A 16,130-nucleotide genomic window follows, 5' to 3' on the forward strand; every position below is an offset into this window, starting at 1 on the left:
TACTATTCGTTTTTTGTAAAAGGAGCCTCCCATGAGTAATCAATTGAAAGACTCGCTGCGATGGTACGACGAAGGCAATCGCATGATTCCTTTTGAATACTATCCGCCGCAAGCGAAATACCCAAACGACGAAGTCTTGCTTCATTGGCACAGCGGGGCTGAAATTACCTTTGTCAAAGAGGGTGCCGCTCATTATCTGATTGATGGTGAGCATTTTGTCAGTCAGGCTGGCGACATTTTGTTTATTCCGCCGAATACGCTGCATTCTGTTAGTCGCATCCAGCAGCAGTCGGAAACTTTTGTTTTTCACCTGAATTTTATCGGGCTGGAAACCAACGACTATTCAGCGATCAATTATTTGGAGCCTTTGCAAAATGGTCGGGTCCAAAGTAATTATCGGATTGATCAAGCTAGTCCCAATTACGAAACGATGCTTGAACTGGTTCAGATAATTTCCAGCAATGTGCGTGAGCAAGAGCCTTACTTCCAGTTAACCTTGAAAAGTGCCCTATTGGGTTTTCTCAAAGAAGCTTTTGTTTCTGAATTTTTAACCTTTGAGGCTCTTCCGGCTGGAAAAGCGCAGGAGAATCAGAAAATCAAAGAGCTGCTCAGCTACATTGAACAAAATCTGGAGAAAAAGCTGCAAATCTCAGATCTGGCTGACTTCGTGAATTATAGCCAGTCACATTTCATGGCCTTCTTTCGTAAAAACTTCGGTATGAGCTGCATGGATTACGTGCAATCGGTCCGCATCAAGAAGGCCGAGGAGCACTTGAAATACTCGGATGAACCGATCACCGAAATTGCCCTGAAGGTGGGCTTTGCCAATCCTTCCAGCTTTAATCGATTGTTTAAAAGCAAACTGGGTGTTAGTCCGCGGCAGTATCGCCAGCTGCTGACCGTAGAAAACGAATAATTTCTTTCATGATAAGCTATGCTTAATTATAGCGGCTCCGTGATTGGGATTCTTATCTGATGCTATTGAGAACTTGTTAGAAACTACGATCTTGGTGAGAATATTGAAAAACAGACTTGGAATTCTCCGTTAGAAGAGCATTCCAAGTCTGTTTGTTTAGACATTTAGTTTTTCCATTAAAGCTTCGGTTAGTGTTTTTGAGAAATTAACGCCGGCTTTTTCGGCCCGGACATTCAGCCAATGAGGAATACTGACGTTTTTCTTGTCCAGTTTTGCTTCTTTTAAATAATCAGCCAAGTTTACTGCCACCAGTGTCACGAATTGCGTTTCTTTGTCGTAGTCGATTTCGTTAATTGGTGTTGGTTCGGGCAAGGTCTCTTCGTTGGCGATTAGATCCGCCAGCATAATTCCTAAGGCATCGGCTGCCATCGTTAATCCTTCAGGGACGGTGGCACCTTGAGTGACTGCCCCTTCCACGTCGGGAAAATAAATACCGTAACCAACCGGATCGAGTTCAAATATTGCTGGGTAGACTTTGTTCATCACTTACACCCCTCTCGAATCCATCTTAATGCGCATCGGGCGTATTGTCAAATTGAACTGGAAAATTCTTCTTCTATTATAATAGCTAAAAACATCCGCCAAGAATGCTCCCAGATCTGTTTATTTTCTATTCTATAGTAAACCAATCTCCTGAGTTTTGAATGGCCGTCCACATTTTTTCTGGCAGGTGCAAATCGGCTACATCAGTTGTCTTAATGCTTAAACGAATATCATCGCCCCGACCAGCTTCGGCTTTTTCCATCCATAGAGGTTCTGTGACAAATCCATGTCCGATCGCTGGCAAGGCGCCTTTTTCCAGGACAGCTTCAGCTTGCTGCGGCGTTTGAATCATTCCAGCAGCAACCATCAAGACGCGCTGATTGATATACTGACTCAAGGCTTCCAAATAAGTCACGTCATCCGTCGCATCCACCGGTTTTGCATGCAAGGCATCTGGTAAAGATGCGTGGATATAGGTGACACCCATATCAATCAGCCGATCAACCAAGGCATAAGTATCGGTCATCCGCAAAGCACCCTCCATTGGTTCATCTGGCGAAACTCGATAGCCTAAAATGAAATCTTCCTTAGCATATTCATTGATAACTCGCTTGATTTCGGTAACAACTGCCACAGGGAATCGCAGGCGATTTTCTAAGCTTCCGCCCCATTTATCTTGACGCTTATTAAAGAAAGGTGATACAAAGTTTTGCAGCAGGAAACCGTGAGCGCCATGAATTTCAACTCCGTCAAAGCCGGCTTCGATTGCACGGCGAGTCGTTTCGCCAAAGTCGCGAATGATTGCTGCTATTTCTTCTTCCGTTAATTCTTTTGGTTTCAAGGCTGGCGCAAAATCAGTGGCCTTTGTTTCCACCGAACTAGAACTGACTACTTCTCCTTCGAACAAATCCGGTAAGGCTTTGTTTCCGGCATGATTGATTTGCAGAATGGCCTTGGCACCATTTTCCTTGATAGCTGCTGCCAACTGCTTTAGACCAGGCAAAAATTTGTCGTCGTAAGCAGCAAATTCATTGGCAAAGCCGATGTCGTTTTCTTGGATATGGGTACAGCCGGTGATCATCATTCCGGCGCCGGTGTTGCGGTAGTGGTAATAGGCGAGTTCTCCCTCTGATACGGTATAATCGTCATTGCTGGCCCAAGTGGTCATAGGGGCCATCACCACACTGTTTTTCAGTACAGCTCCATTGTTTAATGTAATTTGTTTAGCTAAGTTTGACATGTAAATTCCTTCTTCCTTTTTAGTTAAATGAACGTTCGTTTATTTAACATCAAAATAAAAACTTCTCTTCTTGAGAAGCCGTTCGTTCGATAATCTGTTTCTACTGCTCCTCTATATTAAATGAACGTTCGTTTATTGTCAATGGTAATTTTGATGTACTAAGAAATGGACAAACACGTTTTTCAGTATTTATCCACTTCTCAATTCAATTTTACTTTGCATAAGCAAAAACATAATACAATACATACCACCAGCCAAAACATCCGTGCAATAATGCCCACAAAATACTGTGCCATTTGCGGTAAGAAATGATAAAGGCGATGACGCTGCCTAAGCCAATTCCTTCTTTCATTGACAGCTCCCCCTATTTCTCAAACCCTACCGCAACATAACTGCCGGCGATAATATCCGGCATGACGACATTAATCACGGTCCCGTCCTGTGGAAGATAGCCTTCTTTTTCCTTGTTTTTGTTAAACTCTCTAATCGTGTAAAGAACGATATGTTTGAATTTCATCGCTTTTCCCTCTTTCTGCTGGTTTATTTGTTAAGGCAATTGTAGCAAACAAACGTAATTGAAAGCAGGAAATTTCTTAAACAGTCAAAAAGCTGGCGTAAATGACTAAAAACTTATAGCCGATCATATTTTTCGTCAAAAAAAGTGACAATATCTTGGTATTTCTTTAGGTTGTATTTTCGTAAATAATGCTCAATCGGAATTGTCGTAAGCATCCCCATTGCCAAAATCAGGATGGGGATCAAGGCATACAGCCAGCCGTGATAACGATAAACGGGATAGGCACTCACTCCGCCAATAAATACTGTACCCGTTCGCAGGGCGGCCATCCGATTCATCATGTCGCGATCTTTGTTGCGTTGGATTCTTTCAGCTTTATTGTCTAAAATTTCTTTCATTTCTACCACGTCCTCTTTGATCAGCGTCTCTACCGGTATTTGAAAAATTTCGCTGAGGGATACTACCGCCAGCATCCCCGGGTAGGTTTTGTCATTTTCCCAGCTGGAGATGGTTTGGCGGGAGGTATCCAAAAGCTCCGCCAAGTCTTCCTGAGAGAGCTGGTATTGGATTCGGTAGGTTTTGATTTTCTCACCTAGTTGCATGTGTCCACCTCGTTTCTTTGTTCAAAAGTAACCCGCCGAAGCGTAAAAAGCTATCAAATTTGCTTTACATGGACAAATTTTCCTGTAAGAAGGCTGATTTGGCAGTTTTTTAGACATCAAATCAAAAAAAGCAGAAAAAGTGAACTTCCACCTTTTCTGCCTACTGTATTTATTTGTCCAGTTCCATTTTCTTGTTCTTTTTGTATTCGACGATTTCCTGAAGGGCGCCGATTAGTAAAAAGGTTACTCCGACGATTGCTAATGCGAAGCTGACTTTCCCAGCGTTATCAAAAATCAGTGAAATAATAGCGCAAGCATAGGCACAGGTCATCCAAATCCCGGAAATAAGTTTTCTTCTTTTTGCTAGTGTCATTTTGTAACCCTCCTGTATGTTTGTTTGGTATGACTATAGTATAGAAGAAACCCATCCTCTGTATGGTGATTTAGCCTAAACGGTTCTTTTTGTGTCCTAAATGACCGAAAAGCCTTGACCTTTAACACATTTGTTTCGATAGAATGTGGGGATATCAAATGCTAGTTTTGCTGTCGTGAACCAATTTATTTAAATAAAGCATGCTGGACGGGTGTTTTCCCGTTCTTTTTTGTGTTCTAATCAGAATAATGCTCAAACACCTTGTTCCCTGACAAATTAGTGTTAGAATAGAGAATCATACTTAACGAAGGAGTTAGCAATTTTATGACTTATGCATTAGAAATAAACCAGCTGAAAAAAGTCTATGCCTCAGGCGTTACGGCCTTGCGGGGGATCGATTTGGCGGTTGAAGAAGGCGATTTTTACGCGCTCTTAGGACCAAATGGCGCTGGGAAATCGACAACCATCGGGATTATTACTTCCTTAGTAAATAAAACCTCTGGCCAAGTGAAGGTTTTCGGCTATGACATTGACAAAGATTTAGTCATCGCCAAGCAGCAAATTGGCCTCGTTCCACAGGAATTCAACTTTAATCCGTTTGAAACGGTCCAACAAATCGTGGTGAACCAAGCTGGATATTACGGTGTGCCTCGTAAAGAAGCGATGGAGCGCAGCGAAAAATATTTGAAACAATCCAATTTATGGGAAAAACGCAACGTTCGAGCCCGCATGCTTTCTGGCGGGATGAAGCGTCGTTTGATGATCGCTCGAGCTTTGATGCATGAACCGCGCTTGTTGATTTTGGATGAACCAACGGCTGGGGTGGATATCGAATTACGGCGGGATATGTGGGAATTTCTGCGAGATTTGAACAATGCCGGGACCACGATTATTTTAACTACCCACTATTTAGAAGAAGCGGAAATGCTGTGTCGCAATATCGGCATCATTCAATCCGGCGATCTGATTGAAAACACCAGCATGAAATCGCTGCTGTCAAAATTACAGTTTGAAACCTTCATTTTTGATTTAGCACCGGTGGAAAAAGCGCCGGTAATTACTGGTTATTCCTACAACCTGGAGGATGAGCAAACTCTTGAAGTGGAAGTTGAGCGGAATCAAGGTATCAACGAAGTCTTCACCCAACTGACTGCACAAGGGGTCAAAGTGCTGTCCATGCGGAACAAATCCAACCGCCTAGAAGAGCTGTTCTTGAAGCTCACGGAAGAAAAACGTCACACGGAGGATATCAATGCTTAGTTTATATTTAACGGCTTTAAAAAGTCTGGCTGTCAAAGAAACTCACCGTTACCTGCGGATTTGGGTGCAAACTTTGGTGCCGCCAGTTATTACAACGTCACTGTACTTTATTATTTTCGGTAATTTGATCGGCGGACGGATCGGCGACATGGCAGGATTTTCTTACATGGAATTTATCGTGCCGGGGCTGATTATGATGTCTGCTATTACCAGCTCCTATTCCAATGTTTCTTCATCCTTTTTCTCGCAAAAATTCCAGAAAAATATTGAGGAAATATTGATTGCGCCAGTGCCGACTCATATCATCATTTGGGGCTTTGTCTTCGGCGGATTAGGCCGCAGCATCCTGGTCAGCACGCTGGTTACCGTCATTTCACTGTTTTTCGTGCCGCTGCATGTGCATTCTTGGATCATTATTATTATGACTTTACTGATGACGGCGATTTTATTCTCATTGGCAGGATTGTTAAACGGTATTTTCGCTCAATCCTTTGATGATGTGTCAATCGTGCCAACCTTTGTGTTGCAGCCGCTGACTTATTTAGGCGGGGTCTTTTACGCGATTTCCATGCTGCCGCCATTTTGGCAAGCAGTTTCCAAGATCAATCCGATTGTTTACATGATTTCCGGCTTCCGTTACGGCTTTTTGGGAGTAACAGACGTGCCGATTATTGTTTCAGTATCGATTTTGGTTATGTTTATCGCAGTGCTTTACGGTGTCTGCTGGCATTTGATTGATAAAGGTCGAGGGTTGAGAAGCTAGACAACTAAACAAGAGTTATGCTCTCACAGCCGATAAAATCTGCAACAATTATGCCCCCTTTTCGGAAAAGTATTTTCTGAGAAGGGGGCATTTTTCGTATCAAAAGCTTTGTTGTCTTTCTTGTCACTAGCAGTTCTATCGGATAATGATTAGGTAAGTAATTGTTCTAACGTCTTCATCAGGCCTATCTGTTGAACTCGAAGTTTACTGCCCTAAGATTATCGACTTCTCCTCTTAGCACCGGACATTTGAAAATCCTTATTGCGTCATGATGCCTTAGCTCCCGCAAGAAATCGTAAAATGGACGTCTTCTACTTTTGTATGCTGGACGTCCAAGTTGATTTCGCTGCTGGTGTCGAATTCAGACAAATCCAATTCAAAAGGCCCATTAGTATTACTAATATCAACTTGTTCCGTTTTGTCAGCCTGTGTAACGTTTAGAATCAGTGTTCCAAAGCTGGATTTCGCGTCAATGTACAAGGTTTTGGCGGAATCTTTTTTCATTCGAATTGTTTGGTGAAAACTCCCCTTAGACAAGGCTTTTTTACATTCAATTCTCCATGTGTCGTCATCATTCGTATAGATCTGTTCATACCCCGAATACATTCCGGTTGCATAATCAGAGAACTCAAACCGGTTAATTGCTTGAAAAACACTAAACACTAGAGCTCCACTTAACACACAAATGGCTATAGCACTGGTTATTTTGTGTTTTTTGTTGATACCGATAATTACCGCTTTATTATTAGCAGTCATTTCGGTACCACAATAGTCACAATACTTATTGAACTTTTTAACTCTGCGCTGACATGTTTTACAGAAAGTATTGTTGTTCTTGCGCCAGGTAATCACTACAATAACCACCATGCAAAGTAGAATAATCAGCAGCTTCGCTACGTTGCCCCAAAACTGCCAGCTCTCATTTGCTGCAAACAGGAATAAAATCGATTTTAACATAACAAAATCCTCCTTTTTCTTTTCATACTTCAAGTATAGTCAGAAAATAAGAGGATTTTTAATTTGTGCAAAATGTATGGCTTTTTAGGTAAAATTGCAAGCATCACCTTGTCCAAAGAACGTCAATTGCACGGTAAATACTTGATCTTGCTGCGAAATGTCCATCATCCCATGATACTTTTCTGCAATTGTTTGGACATTAGCAAGTCCCAAACCTAGATGATTCTCTTTGCTGGAGCGCAATTGTTCACCGGCATAGCTTAGAACAGATTCGCTGCTATTTGACAGATGAATGACGATGAACTGATTCAGCTTACACAAGGTAAAATCGATCGAATTGCTTTCGAGTTTGTTGGTGGAGCATTCTTCAAAGGCATTATCCAGCAGATTTGAAAGAATGGTGACCAAATCTTTATCTGGCATAAAACTAAGATCAACATCTTCACACCGGCAATTGAAAGCAATACCTAATCGCTTCGCTTCCGCAGTCCACTTATAAATCAAAATATTGATAATTCGATTGGTTGAAGGCGCGGCTACATCGATTCGCTTCATTTCGCTTTTTACCATTTGGGCATACTCATTAGTTGATGAAGTATCTTCCTTGTACAGTTCTTCAATCATGTTGAGATGATTTTTAATATCATGAAGAAACTTTCGCGCCTCCTCGTAATTTAGTTCCAACTCATTAAAGTATTTATATTGTGATTGGCGTTGCTGTTCCAGCAATTGGTATTGCGATTTCTCATAATTCAAGGTTGCGATGCGCTGGAACAATACATAGATAATCAGGTTAATGGCAAAAACCAATAAGCAAGCACTTAAGACTAGCATTTTGTTGGTGCTATTGGTTTGGCCTTTTAATAAGTAAACTAAGACAACCAGTTGAAAAAGTGATATTGCCGGAATTACAATTAGTGTAATCAGATTTCCTGCATGATCAAACCCGCTCTTATTTTTGGTCACCGTGTACATGATAAATTGATAGCAAATAAAAGTTATTGAGGACTGCAAAATATCCCCATGGGAAATGCTCACGAAATCGCCACCGGCTAGTGACACAACAATTTGGCCAATAATTTCTGTTAGCATAATAAATAGCAAGAACAGACAAAGCTTCAACACGTCAGAGCTTTTGCTAGCATGATATAGACCAAGAGCTGTTAGAAAGGTCACAGAAATCGTAATAATTATACTGATAAGACCGTTAGCAAAAAAAGCACTTGCGATGAACAAGCACCAGCTGAGAAAAAAAGCCCCCGCATACTTCGCTTTTTCTGAATATCTGCGCATAAAAAGTCGATCGATAAAATTAAAAATGATAAAGGTGGAAATAAACGAGGTTAGGATGACTTTAACTAGCGGAATTGCGTAATCAATCATAACTTACCTCCTTGCATAACCGAATAATTTGGGCTAAATACTCACTAACCGCTTTACGAAATTCAATTGACTTGCGCTGCGAAAGCGGGATTTCGATCCCCTCGATCATATAGACATTATAATTCTTAATGTCCGTTACATAATCCAGATTAACTAAAAAACTAGCATGGGGACTTTTAAAGTGATAATCCAGCAGTTGTTTCTCCAAGGTTGAAATTTTCTGCTTCATGGCATACTGACCGGATAAGGTAACGATTGAAACTTTGCGATTCTCATTCACAAAATACAGAATGTCCTTGAGTTCTAATTCGATTAAGCCTTCTGTTGTATCGAATTTGAAGATCACATCGTTCTTTTCATCTAATAGATAGTTCTTAACTTCATCTAATTGTTCGTAGATTCCTGCCCGATCAACCGGCTTATCAATATAACCAAACGCATGAACAGAAAAGGCTTGTCCTTTATAATTTGTATGATTGGTAATAAAAACAATTTTTACCTTTTTATCAAACTGCCTGATTGCCTGAGCAATTTGAATGCCATGGCTGTCTTTCAAATCTATATCTAAAAAAATTAATTCAGCTCGCTCTTTTTTTGCCCGGCTCAATAAATCTTCCCCGCGATAAAATTCAACGACCTCATATTCGGTTGGTTGGGCGATAAAATAACCTGTAACGTAATGATGGATTTCTTCAGCCACTCTTTTTTCATCATCACATATATATATTCTGATCAATTAAATCCCTCCTGCTGGCAATCATCCACCAAAAACGTTTGATAGCTATCTGCTTCTCAACCAATTATACGACAAAAAGACCCACGAAAATAGCAGGTCCTGCATCAGTTTTTCACTGCCTACTTAATAGAGCGCCGTTCATTTCTTTATTTTTCTAGCTTTTTTTGGACACTCACGTTATCGCCTTTCTTAAAATAAGCAATCTCTTGCGCCAGCTTGGAAGGATTGCCGGCTTCTTTTTGGAAAATAATGCGCAGCGGCTTTGCTACCAGCAGTCCTTGATAGTCCTTCGTGTAAAATGACAAGCGAATGTGGAAATAGTTGACGTATTCGATGATCGCAAATAAGTAGATACACACAGCGACGACGCAGGCTAATAGGCTGGTTTGCCCCATGTTTAGCAGGAAAATCGGTACATACAAGGCGTATAAAATCAGCGTTACTACCTTTACCTTAGTAAATATTCTGCCGATTTGCTTTTTGGATAAGGCTTTTTTCCGGCGGACACGTTGTAAAAAATTGAACCAATAAAGCGAGCCCTCCAGCAAAACAAGGCACAGCAGCAAAACGGGATAAAAGGTCAACCAATTCAAGCGATACGGTAAAAGCTCCGCCAAACTAGCTTGACCATCGGCGAAGGCGCCAAACAAATCTAAATTTACATAAAATAGCGCAGTATAGAGGAAGTACATCAACAGAATAACAACCATATTGATAAATTCCATTTTAGCCAAATAAGTCAGTTCTTCTGTGGGGGTTCTTTTTTTCGTCATGGGTGGCCTCCTGTTTTTATTTTAGTGTAACAGGATAACCGCGATTCATTGGGAAATTTCCTAAACGGTGCAGTTTTTGTCCTAAATGTTCTCGACAAAAAAATCCTTGAAGCTCAAAATTTCGAACCTCAAGGATAGCTTTTGCTATTTAGTAACCAATTCTTCTTTTTGCGTCAGAACTTGCTCCAACGCTTGCTCCAAATCTGCCAGCAAGTCTTCGGTATCTTCAATTCCCACTGACAGCCGCAACAAGCCTTCGGTCACGCCTTGTTTTTCCCGTTCTTCCTTCGGTACACAAGCATGGCTCATGGTGACCGGGTAAGACAAGATTGATTCTACTCCACCTAAGCTAACCGCGGCGATCGGAATTTTCAAAGCATCAGCAAAAGTATACACAGCTTCTTGATTTTCTAGTTCAAAGGACAGCACTGCTCCACCGCAAGATGCCTGACGGCGATGAATATCAAAGCCGGGATGACTTGGTAATCCTGGATAATGGACCTTTTTCACTGCCGGATGCTCTTCCAGAAGCCGACTGATTTGTTCAGCGCTTTTGACACTTTGTTCCATTCTAAGTCCCATCGTTTTCATGCCCCGCATGATCAGCCAGCAATCCTCCACGCTAAGAATACTACCAAGAACTTTTTGCTGCAGGACGATTTGCTGCGCCCATTCTTCGTCGTTGGTGATGACGAGGCCAGCCACCACATCACTATGGCCGTTGATAAATTTGGTGGCGCTGTGAATCACCACGTCCACCCCTAATTCCAACGGATGCTGATACAACGGCGTCATAAAAGTATTGTCGATAATTGTATGCAAGTGATGTTCTCGGGCAATCGACACCACACCGACAATATCGGTGATGCTCAATAAAGGATTTGAGGGTGATTCCAAATAAAAGGCCTTTGTGTTAGGACGGATTGCCTGCGCCCATTCGTTCAAGTTGGTTTCATCCACAAAAGTTACTTCGATGCCGTAGCGGCTCATCACTTCATTCACCAGCTGGAAGGTGCCGCCGTAAATGCTCTTGCACATGACGATATGATCGCCTTGGCTAAAACTCAACAGGACTGCCGAAATAGCTGCCATCCCCGAAGAAAAAGCCGTCGCAAAACGTCCCCCTTCTATCGCCGCGATCCCCTCTTCCAGCGCGTGGCGCGTGGGGTTGCCGAAACGAGAATAGGTGTAAGGCTGCCCTTCCTTGATGGAATCCTGTTTAAAGGTGGAGCATTGGTAAATCGGGATCGAGGATGCGCCAGTTTCCCCATCAAAAACGGAATAGCCGTGGATTAATTTAGTATTGTCTTTCATTTTATCTGCCTCCTGTTTCATACTCAAAAGCGTTTGTCATTCTTCACCACAATTCTACCACTTCGGGAAAACGCTTTCCTATAATGTGATCAAGAACTTAGCAGACTCTCATAGCTTGCTTAAAGAATTCTTAGAAGAAAAATTCGCAAATAAAAAACAAAATCGCTTGTTTTGCGTATATTGATGGTGAAGGAGGAATAAACGATGTATTTCAAAAATCCGGTAGGCAAAGTCTACCTCACGAAAGACTCAGTTATCGTAGAAAAAAGCCACAGCATTCAAGAAATCACTCCGAAGCCCAATGTGGATAAGGAAACATTTCTTGAAATGGAGTACTACAATCAAGTGGAAACACTTCATCAACTGGCAAACCTGCGTAATATTTTTGGGCCGTAAATCTCATTTCTTACAGTCTGCCCAGAGACCTGTCTATTCTTAGTCAAGTAATTTTCACTTTTTTACAATGGCAATTTCACAAATCGGTCATACTTTTGCTTTAGTATTAAAAGTGTTAACAAACAACCTTAATTTTTCTTTTTTCAAATCCTTTTTCCTTTTCTAGCCGGTCCCCCGCCGGCTAGTTTTTTTTAGTTAAATGCAAAAAAGGACCGCCAGAATTCAATCTGACGGTCTTCTTAGACGTGAATGTTGAAAAATTTACGCTCCTTGGCAAAGCGTGCTTTCTTTTGTGCCATAAAAATGCTCCAGTTTGTAATCCAGCTTTCCTAACGTTCTTTCCAGCTCAGCAATTTTAGTCAGCAGGTTTAAACGTTCCTCCAGCAAAATCTGCTTGCGCTCTTCGAAGGTCTGCTCCCCGGCTTTATAAAGGGCATTGTATTCGATCAAGGATTCGATGGACAGACCGGCTTCCCGCATGCATTTGATGGTGTGAATCCAGTCAAGATTGGCTTCGCTGTAATTGCGAATGCCCCCGGAGGTTCTTTCAATCGGCGGAATTAAACCAATTTTTTCGTAATAGCGCAAAGTTGCTGAAGTTAGTTCTAATTTTTTAGCTGCTTGAGAAATGTTCACGTTCCGTCACTCCTTGTTGGTTTTTTTAATGATTTAAGCCATCGGTTTTTCCCAGTTTCGCAGGGTATTCACCTTGGTTTGGTCAGCCAGTTTTTCCAGCTGAGTGATTTCTTCTGATGTCAAATTAATTGTTGCCGCGTGAGCCGCATCCTCCACTTGGTTTACCTTCGTCACACCTACAATCGGAACCGTGCCCTTAGCAATTGCCCAAGCAATCGCAATTTGAGCCACAGTGCCTTGGTATTTTTTAGCCATATCGGCCATTGCTTGGATCAGCGTCTCCAATTGCGGCAGGCTGTTGTTATAGGCCTCGGCCCGGTCGCTGCCTGTTGGGAAAGGATGAGCAGTATCGTAATTGCCGGATAATGCTCCTTGTTCAAGCACCATATAACTGAAGAAGGTCATTCCGTTTTCTTTGGCAAATTCTAAAATTCCTGCATCCTCTGAGGAACGATGCAACAGGCTGTAATGATTTTGCAAAGCCGAAACCTTCAAGCCTTCTTCGGCTAAAATCTGATTAGCCAGCTGAATTTCTGCCAAATTGTGATTGGAAACGCCGATATATTTTACTTTGCCGCTTTTGGCTAACGGAATCAGCTCCGGCGTCCATTTTGCTACGTCGGCGGGATTGTGAATCCAATAAATATCGATTACGTCGGTGTGCAGTCGTTCAAAGCTGCCGGCGATCATCTTTTCGCCTGGATTTTCCACTTCTTCAGCAATTTGCGGGGTGAATTTAGTAGATAGAAGCAGACTTTCCCGAGGAACATCTTTGACAAAATCCCCCAGCATGGTTTCCGAAGCGCCCATGCCATACACTGCCGCTGTATCCCACAAATTCAGGCCTTCATCTAACGCCTTTTGGAAAACGGGTCGCAACTCATCTGCCCCCATGTGATTGCCAAAGACTTGATCGCCGCCCACTGCTCCTGAGCCCCAAGCCCAGACACCTAATGCAATTTTTGGTATGTTTAAATTTTTTTCTAGTTCGTTCATTAGTATTTCGCTCCTTTTTGCGAATTTGCTAGTTGTGGCTGTTCTTAATGACATGCCGCAAGTAATCAATTCGTTCCAATTTTTTCTCTTCTAAATGGATGGCAGCCAATTTTTTCTGCCGCTGACTGGTTAACAAATTCATGCAGGCTTCCTCGCCATTTTTATCTTCCAGCAACAGCCGCATATAGCTTTCAATATCGTCATGGCTAAAATCCAAATCATGCAGCGCCATGATGGTGCTCAAGCGTTCGATATCTTGATCATCATACTGCCACTCTCCCATAACGATCTTAACAACATCACATAGGCCCCATGATTCATATTCTTTTAAAATTGACACGGGAATATCATAACGTTGGCTAACTTCTGCTTGATTCATTGAAAAATCTCCTTTAAATAAAAAAAGTAGCTGTCCCTCTTGGGTACAACTACAGTATGCAATCGAATCAATGAAATGTCTAATACCTAAATAGTTAGGTTATGATATGCCTTTGAGGTATTTCTCTGCAAAACGGATAAAGGCCGAAGTGGTGGTAGAAAATGCTTGATTGGCTTTCCACACCAGCACCGAGGTTAAATTCAACTCCGGCGATAAAGGAATAAAGGTGGTTCCAGCATAATCAGCTGCCAGCTCCAAACACAGGGCGATCCCACTCCCCTGGCGAACCATCGCGGCCGCATTGTACAAAAGGGTATAGGTTCCCACCACGTTCACTTGCTGCGCCAGAGGACCAAACCAGCTGGACAGCTCATTTTGGATTGGATTGCTTTGGGCAATCAGCAGCGGGTGTTGAATCAGGTCGGCTGGAGTGATCGTTGCCAACTGGGCCAAAGGCGACTCAGCAGGAACCAGCACACCCCAGCGCTCTTTTTGCGGCATCCGCACAAAACTATATTTATCAATTGCCACTGGTTCAATTAACAAGCCTACCTCCAGAAGCCCTTGGTCCATGCGATCTCTGATTTCTTCGGAATTTCCGCTCATTAAGTCAAATTGAACTAGTGGATGATGTGTTCTGAAGGCAGCGATCAGCTTTGCCAGCTCATTTACGCTCATCAGCTCCCCGGCGCCAATGCTGATTTCTCCCGTTAAATTTTGATTATCTCCGGAAAAATCGTTTTTTATTTTGTCTGCCAACAGCCGCATTTCCAGCGCTCGACGCCGCAGCAACAAGCCTTCTTCGGTTAAAACGATATTGTGGCTTTTTCGTTCAAATAATTTTACTCCCAGCTCTTCTTCCAGCTGAGCCAGCTGCCGAGATAAGGTTGGTTGCGTCACGTGCAGCAGTTGGGCCGCTCGGGTGATATTTTCTTCTCTTGCTACCATTAAAAAGTAATTCAAGACCCGTAATTCCATCTGTCTTCCTCCACTCTTCCCTTAAGCCAATTGCTTTACTATCCATTTTACACCACTCTTGACTTCAAGTTCAGTTTAAGTGGTAAAATTATTTTGATAGGAGGTATCCAAATGAAATCACTCTATTTAATGCGCCACGGGGAAACCCTGTTTAATGCCCAACACAAAGTCCAAGGCTGGTGCGATTCCCCTTTAACGGAAACTGGGAAGGAACAAGCGCTGGCTGCTAGAAAATATTTCCAGCAAAACGAGATTCACTTTGATCATTGCTACGCATCTACCCAGGAACGGGCCTGCGATACACTGGAGCTGGTGATCGATTCGCAAAAATACAGCCGCCGCAAAAACCTGAAGGAGATGCATTTTGGCCAATTTGAAGGAGCAAGTACTTATTTGCAGCCGAAAGGACCGGAAAGTTACGAAAGTTTTTATGTAGCTTTCGGCGGCGAAAGCGGCGAAGAAGTTCGGCAACGAATGATGGCTGAACTGACTGATATTATGGCAAACGAAGTTGAAGATTCGGCGTTAGTGGTTTCCCACAACGGCGCGATTTTTTATTTTCTGCAACAGGTTTTGCCGGAAGAATCGGAGCTGCCGCTTCACCTGGCGAATGGCGGGTTTTTGAAGTTTTCTTTTGAGCAAGGGAAGTTTACTTATTTGGAAACAGTGAATCCCACAGAAGAAATGGCCCAGCATGATCATTCATTGGATAACAAATAAGAGCCCGAATTTCAGGCTCTTATTTTTTTGGCTATGAAATTTTAGGTTTTAAAGATACTGATAAGCAGATGTGCTGCTTACTCCTGAGGTAATGGCGAGTTAATCTCGGCAGGTTTGTTCTTTTTGGTCTTCGAAGTGTTCTCTTAGATCGTTGGATAAAACGCTTGTGGTAAAGGCGCCGAAATAATTTTGCTTCATTTCTAGTTCAATTTTCAGCTGTTCTAATTCTTGAATCGATTGTGCGTGATTGTTTTGCATAAGTTCCCTCCTGTTTTTGTTGTTATTTTAAGCGGCAGTGCTTGAAGTTTTGGCTTTTTTGCCAAAGAGAATGGATTTAGTTTTGCTGCGGTTGTTGAGGTATTTTTCAGCAAAACGAATGAGTTTGACCTCGACATTTTTATCGGCGTGTTCTGGGAGAACGGCAATTTCTTTGATTCTGCCCACCGATGGGGTAAATAGTTGGATGGACGCGGTTCCTATCAGCTTGTGATTGTGAATCGCAACCAGTGTAACGTAGCGGCGTTCCTTGCGATAGTCGATTTTACTGTCCAATAATTGCTTTCTTAGGTTGATTGCTTCGAAAAATTCTTTGCTGTAAGGGGTACTAATGTGAATGTGGACCATAAAATTCCTCCCATCTGATTTCTT

General features: G+C 42.3%; 22 protein-coding genes. 5 read left to right on the plus strand and 17 right to left on the minus strand.

All coding sequences use genetic code 11. The features are described 5' to 3' along the window. Positions 1–31 precede the first annotated feature (31 nt). The gene (locus JZO70_RS13430) at positions 32–916 is read left to right on the plus strand and encodes an AraC family transcriptional regulator (protein WP_207674101.1); all 885 of its coding nucleotides are present in this window, start codon (positions 32–34) and stop codon (positions 914–916) included. A 156-nt stretch (positions 917–1,072) separates the two neighbouring features. On the opposite strand, the gene JZO70_RS13435 is transcribed toward JZO70_RS13430, so the two are convergent. The 6 genes from JZO70_RS13435 to JZO70_RS13460 all read right to left on the minus strand — a co-directional run bounded on the left by JZO70_RS13435 (position 1,073) and on the right by JZO70_RS13460 (position 4,191). Next, positions 1,073–1,459, minus strand: a complete 387-nt coding sequence (locus JZO70_RS13435; protein ID WP_207674102.1) for a type II toxin-antitoxin system HicB family antitoxin — start codon at positions 1,457–1,459, stop codon at positions 1,073–1,075. A 127-nt stretch (positions 1,460–1,586) separates the two neighbouring features. Then, complete coding sequence (locus JZO70_RS13440) at positions 1,587–2,699, minus strand: NADH-dependent flavin oxidoreductase (RefSeq protein ID WP_207674103.1); 1,113 nt, start codon at positions 2,697–2,699, stop codon at positions 1,587–1,589. Between the two features lie 211 nt (positions 2,700–2,910). Continuing rightward, a complete protein-coding gene (locus tag JZO70_RS13445) occupies positions 2,911–3,051 on the minus strand; it encodes a hypothetical protein (protein ID WP_207674104.1) in 141 nt (46 codons plus the stop codon). A 12-nt stretch (positions 3,052–3,063) separates the two neighbouring features. Further along, a complete protein-coding gene (locus tag JZO70_RS13450) occupies positions 3,064–3,216 on the minus strand; it encodes a hypothetical protein (protein ID WP_207674105.1) in 153 nt (50 codons plus the stop codon). A gap of 113 nt (positions 3,217–3,329) precedes the next feature. After that, positions 3,330–3,818 carry a helix-turn-helix transcriptional regulator gene (locus JZO70_RS13455; RefSeq protein WP_207674106.1) on the minus strand — a complete coding sequence of 163 codons (489 nt, stop codon included), beginning with the start codon at positions 3,816–3,818 and terminating at the stop codon, positions 3,330–3,332. A 169-nt stretch (positions 3,819–3,987) separates the two neighbouring features. Beyond that, the gene (locus JZO70_RS13460) at positions 3,988–4,191 is read right to left on the minus strand and encodes a hypothetical protein (protein ID WP_207674107.1); all 204 of its coding nucleotides are present in this window, start codon (positions 4,189–4,191) and stop codon (positions 3,988–3,990) included. Positions 4,192–4,515: 324 nt separating this feature from the next. Between JZO70_RS13460 and JZO70_RS13465 the strand changes: the two genes are divergently transcribed. Both JZO70_RS13465 and JZO70_RS13470 read left to right on the plus strand, forming a co-directional pair. Continuing rightward, positions 4,516–5,451, plus strand: coding sequence for an ABC transporter ATP-binding protein (locus tag JZO70_RS13465; protein ID WP_207674108.1), 936 nt, complete (start codon positions 4,516–4,518; stop codon positions 5,449–5,451). Then, positions 5,444–6,214, plus strand: a complete 771-nt coding sequence (locus JZO70_RS13470; protein ID WP_207674109.1) for an ABC transporter permease — start codon at positions 5,444–5,446, stop codon at positions 6,212–6,214. Before JZO70_RS13465 ends, JZO70_RS13470 begins: the two co-directional genes overlap by 8 nt. Positions 6,215–6,490: 276 nt before the next feature. Here the strand turns inward: JZO70_RS13470 and JZO70_RS13475 are convergent, their stop codons facing one another. From JZO70_RS13475 to JZO70_RS13495, 5 genes are all read right to left on the minus strand, one after another. Then, positions 6,491–7,171 (minus strand): hypothetical protein, encoded by a 681-nt coding sequence (locus tag JZO70_RS13475; protein ID WP_207674110.1) that lies wholly within the window; start codon positions 7,169–7,171, stop codon positions 6,491–6,493. A gap of 84 nt (positions 7,172–7,255) precedes the next feature. Next, positions 7,256–8,554, minus strand: a complete 1,299-nt coding sequence (locus JZO70_RS13480) for a sensor histidine kinase (RefSeq protein ID WP_207674111.1) — start codon at positions 8,552–8,554, stop codon at positions 7,256–7,258. Then, positions 8,547–9,290 (minus strand): LytR/AlgR family response regulator transcription factor, encoded by a 744-nt coding sequence (locus JZO70_RS13485; RefSeq protein WP_207674112.1) that lies wholly within the window; start codon positions 9,288–9,290, stop codon positions 8,547–8,549. The genes JZO70_RS13480 and JZO70_RS13485 overlap by 8 nt, the downstream gene beginning before the upstream one ends. A gap of 146 nt (positions 9,291–9,436) precedes the next feature. After that, entirely contained in the window at positions 9,437–10,063 is a 627-nt protein-coding gene (locus tag JZO70_RS13490; RefSeq protein WP_207674113.1) for a hypothetical protein, read from the minus strand. A gap of 144 nt (positions 10,064–10,207) precedes the next feature. After that, positions 10,208–11,377 carry a trans-sulfuration enzyme family protein gene (locus JZO70_RS13495; RefSeq protein WP_207674114.1) on the minus strand — a complete coding sequence of 390 codons (1,170 nt, stop codon included), beginning with the start codon at positions 11,375–11,377 and terminating at the stop codon, positions 10,208–10,210. 204 nt (positions 11,378–11,581) lie between these two features. Between JZO70_RS13495 and JZO70_RS13500 the strand changes: the two genes are divergently transcribed. Continuing rightward, positions 11,582–11,773 carry a hypothetical protein gene (locus tag JZO70_RS13500; RefSeq protein ID WP_207674115.1) on the plus strand — a complete coding sequence of 64 codons (192 nt, stop codon included), beginning with the start codon at positions 11,582–11,584 and terminating at the stop codon, positions 11,771–11,773. A 261-nt stretch (positions 11,774–12,034) separates the two neighbouring features. Here the strand turns inward: JZO70_RS13500 and JZO70_RS13505 are convergent, their stop codons facing one another. The 4 genes from JZO70_RS13505 to JZO70_RS13520 form a co-directional block, all read right to left on the minus strand. After that, entirely contained in the window at positions 12,035–12,409 is a 375-nt protein-coding gene (locus JZO70_RS13505) for a MerR family transcriptional regulator (RefSeq protein WP_207674116.1), read from the minus strand. Between the two features lie 33 nt (positions 12,410–12,442). Further along, positions 12,443–13,405 (minus strand): aldo/keto reductase, encoded by a 963-nt coding sequence (locus JZO70_RS13510; RefSeq protein ID WP_207674117.1) that lies wholly within the window; start codon positions 13,403–13,405, stop codon positions 12,443–12,445. A gap of 28 nt (positions 13,406–13,433) precedes the next feature. Further along, positions 13,434–13,784, minus strand: a complete 351-nt coding sequence (locus JZO70_RS13515; protein WP_207674118.1) for a MerR family transcriptional regulator — start codon at positions 13,782–13,784, stop codon at positions 13,434–13,436. Between the two features lie 99 nt (positions 13,785–13,883). Then, on the minus strand, positions 13,884–14,762 hold the full coding sequence (locus JZO70_RS13520) for a LysR family transcriptional regulator (RefSeq protein WP_207674119.1): 879 nt from the start codon (positions 14,760–14,762) through the stop codon (positions 13,884–13,886). A 111-nt stretch (positions 14,763–14,873) separates the two neighbouring features. On the opposite strand from JZO70_RS13520, the gene JZO70_RS13525 reads away from it, so the two are divergent. Then, positions 14,874–15,482, plus strand: a complete 609-nt coding sequence (locus JZO70_RS13525) for a histidine phosphatase family protein (protein ID WP_207674120.1) — start codon at positions 14,874–14,876, stop codon at positions 15,480–15,482. Between the two features lie 99 nt (positions 15,483–15,581). On the opposite strand, the gene JZO70_RS13530 is transcribed toward JZO70_RS13525, so the two are convergent. Together JZO70_RS13530 and JZO70_RS13535 are read right to left on the minus strand one after the other, a co-directional pair. Further along, positions 15,582–15,740 (minus strand): hypothetical protein, encoded by a 159-nt coding sequence (locus JZO70_RS13530; protein ID WP_207674121.1) that lies wholly within the window; start codon positions 15,738–15,740, stop codon positions 15,582–15,584. Positions 15,741–15,767: 27 nt separating this feature from the next. Next, entirely contained in the window at positions 15,768–16,106 is a 339-nt protein-coding gene (locus JZO70_RS13535; protein WP_207674122.1) for a GNAT family N-acetyltransferase, read from the minus strand. Positions 16,107–16,130: the final 24 nt, after the last annotated feature.

Source organism: Candidatus Enterococcus moelleringii (assembly GCF_017377575.1).
GTDB lineage: Bacteria > Bacillota > Bacilli > Lactobacillales > Enterococcaceae > Enterococcus_A > Enterococcus_A moelleringii.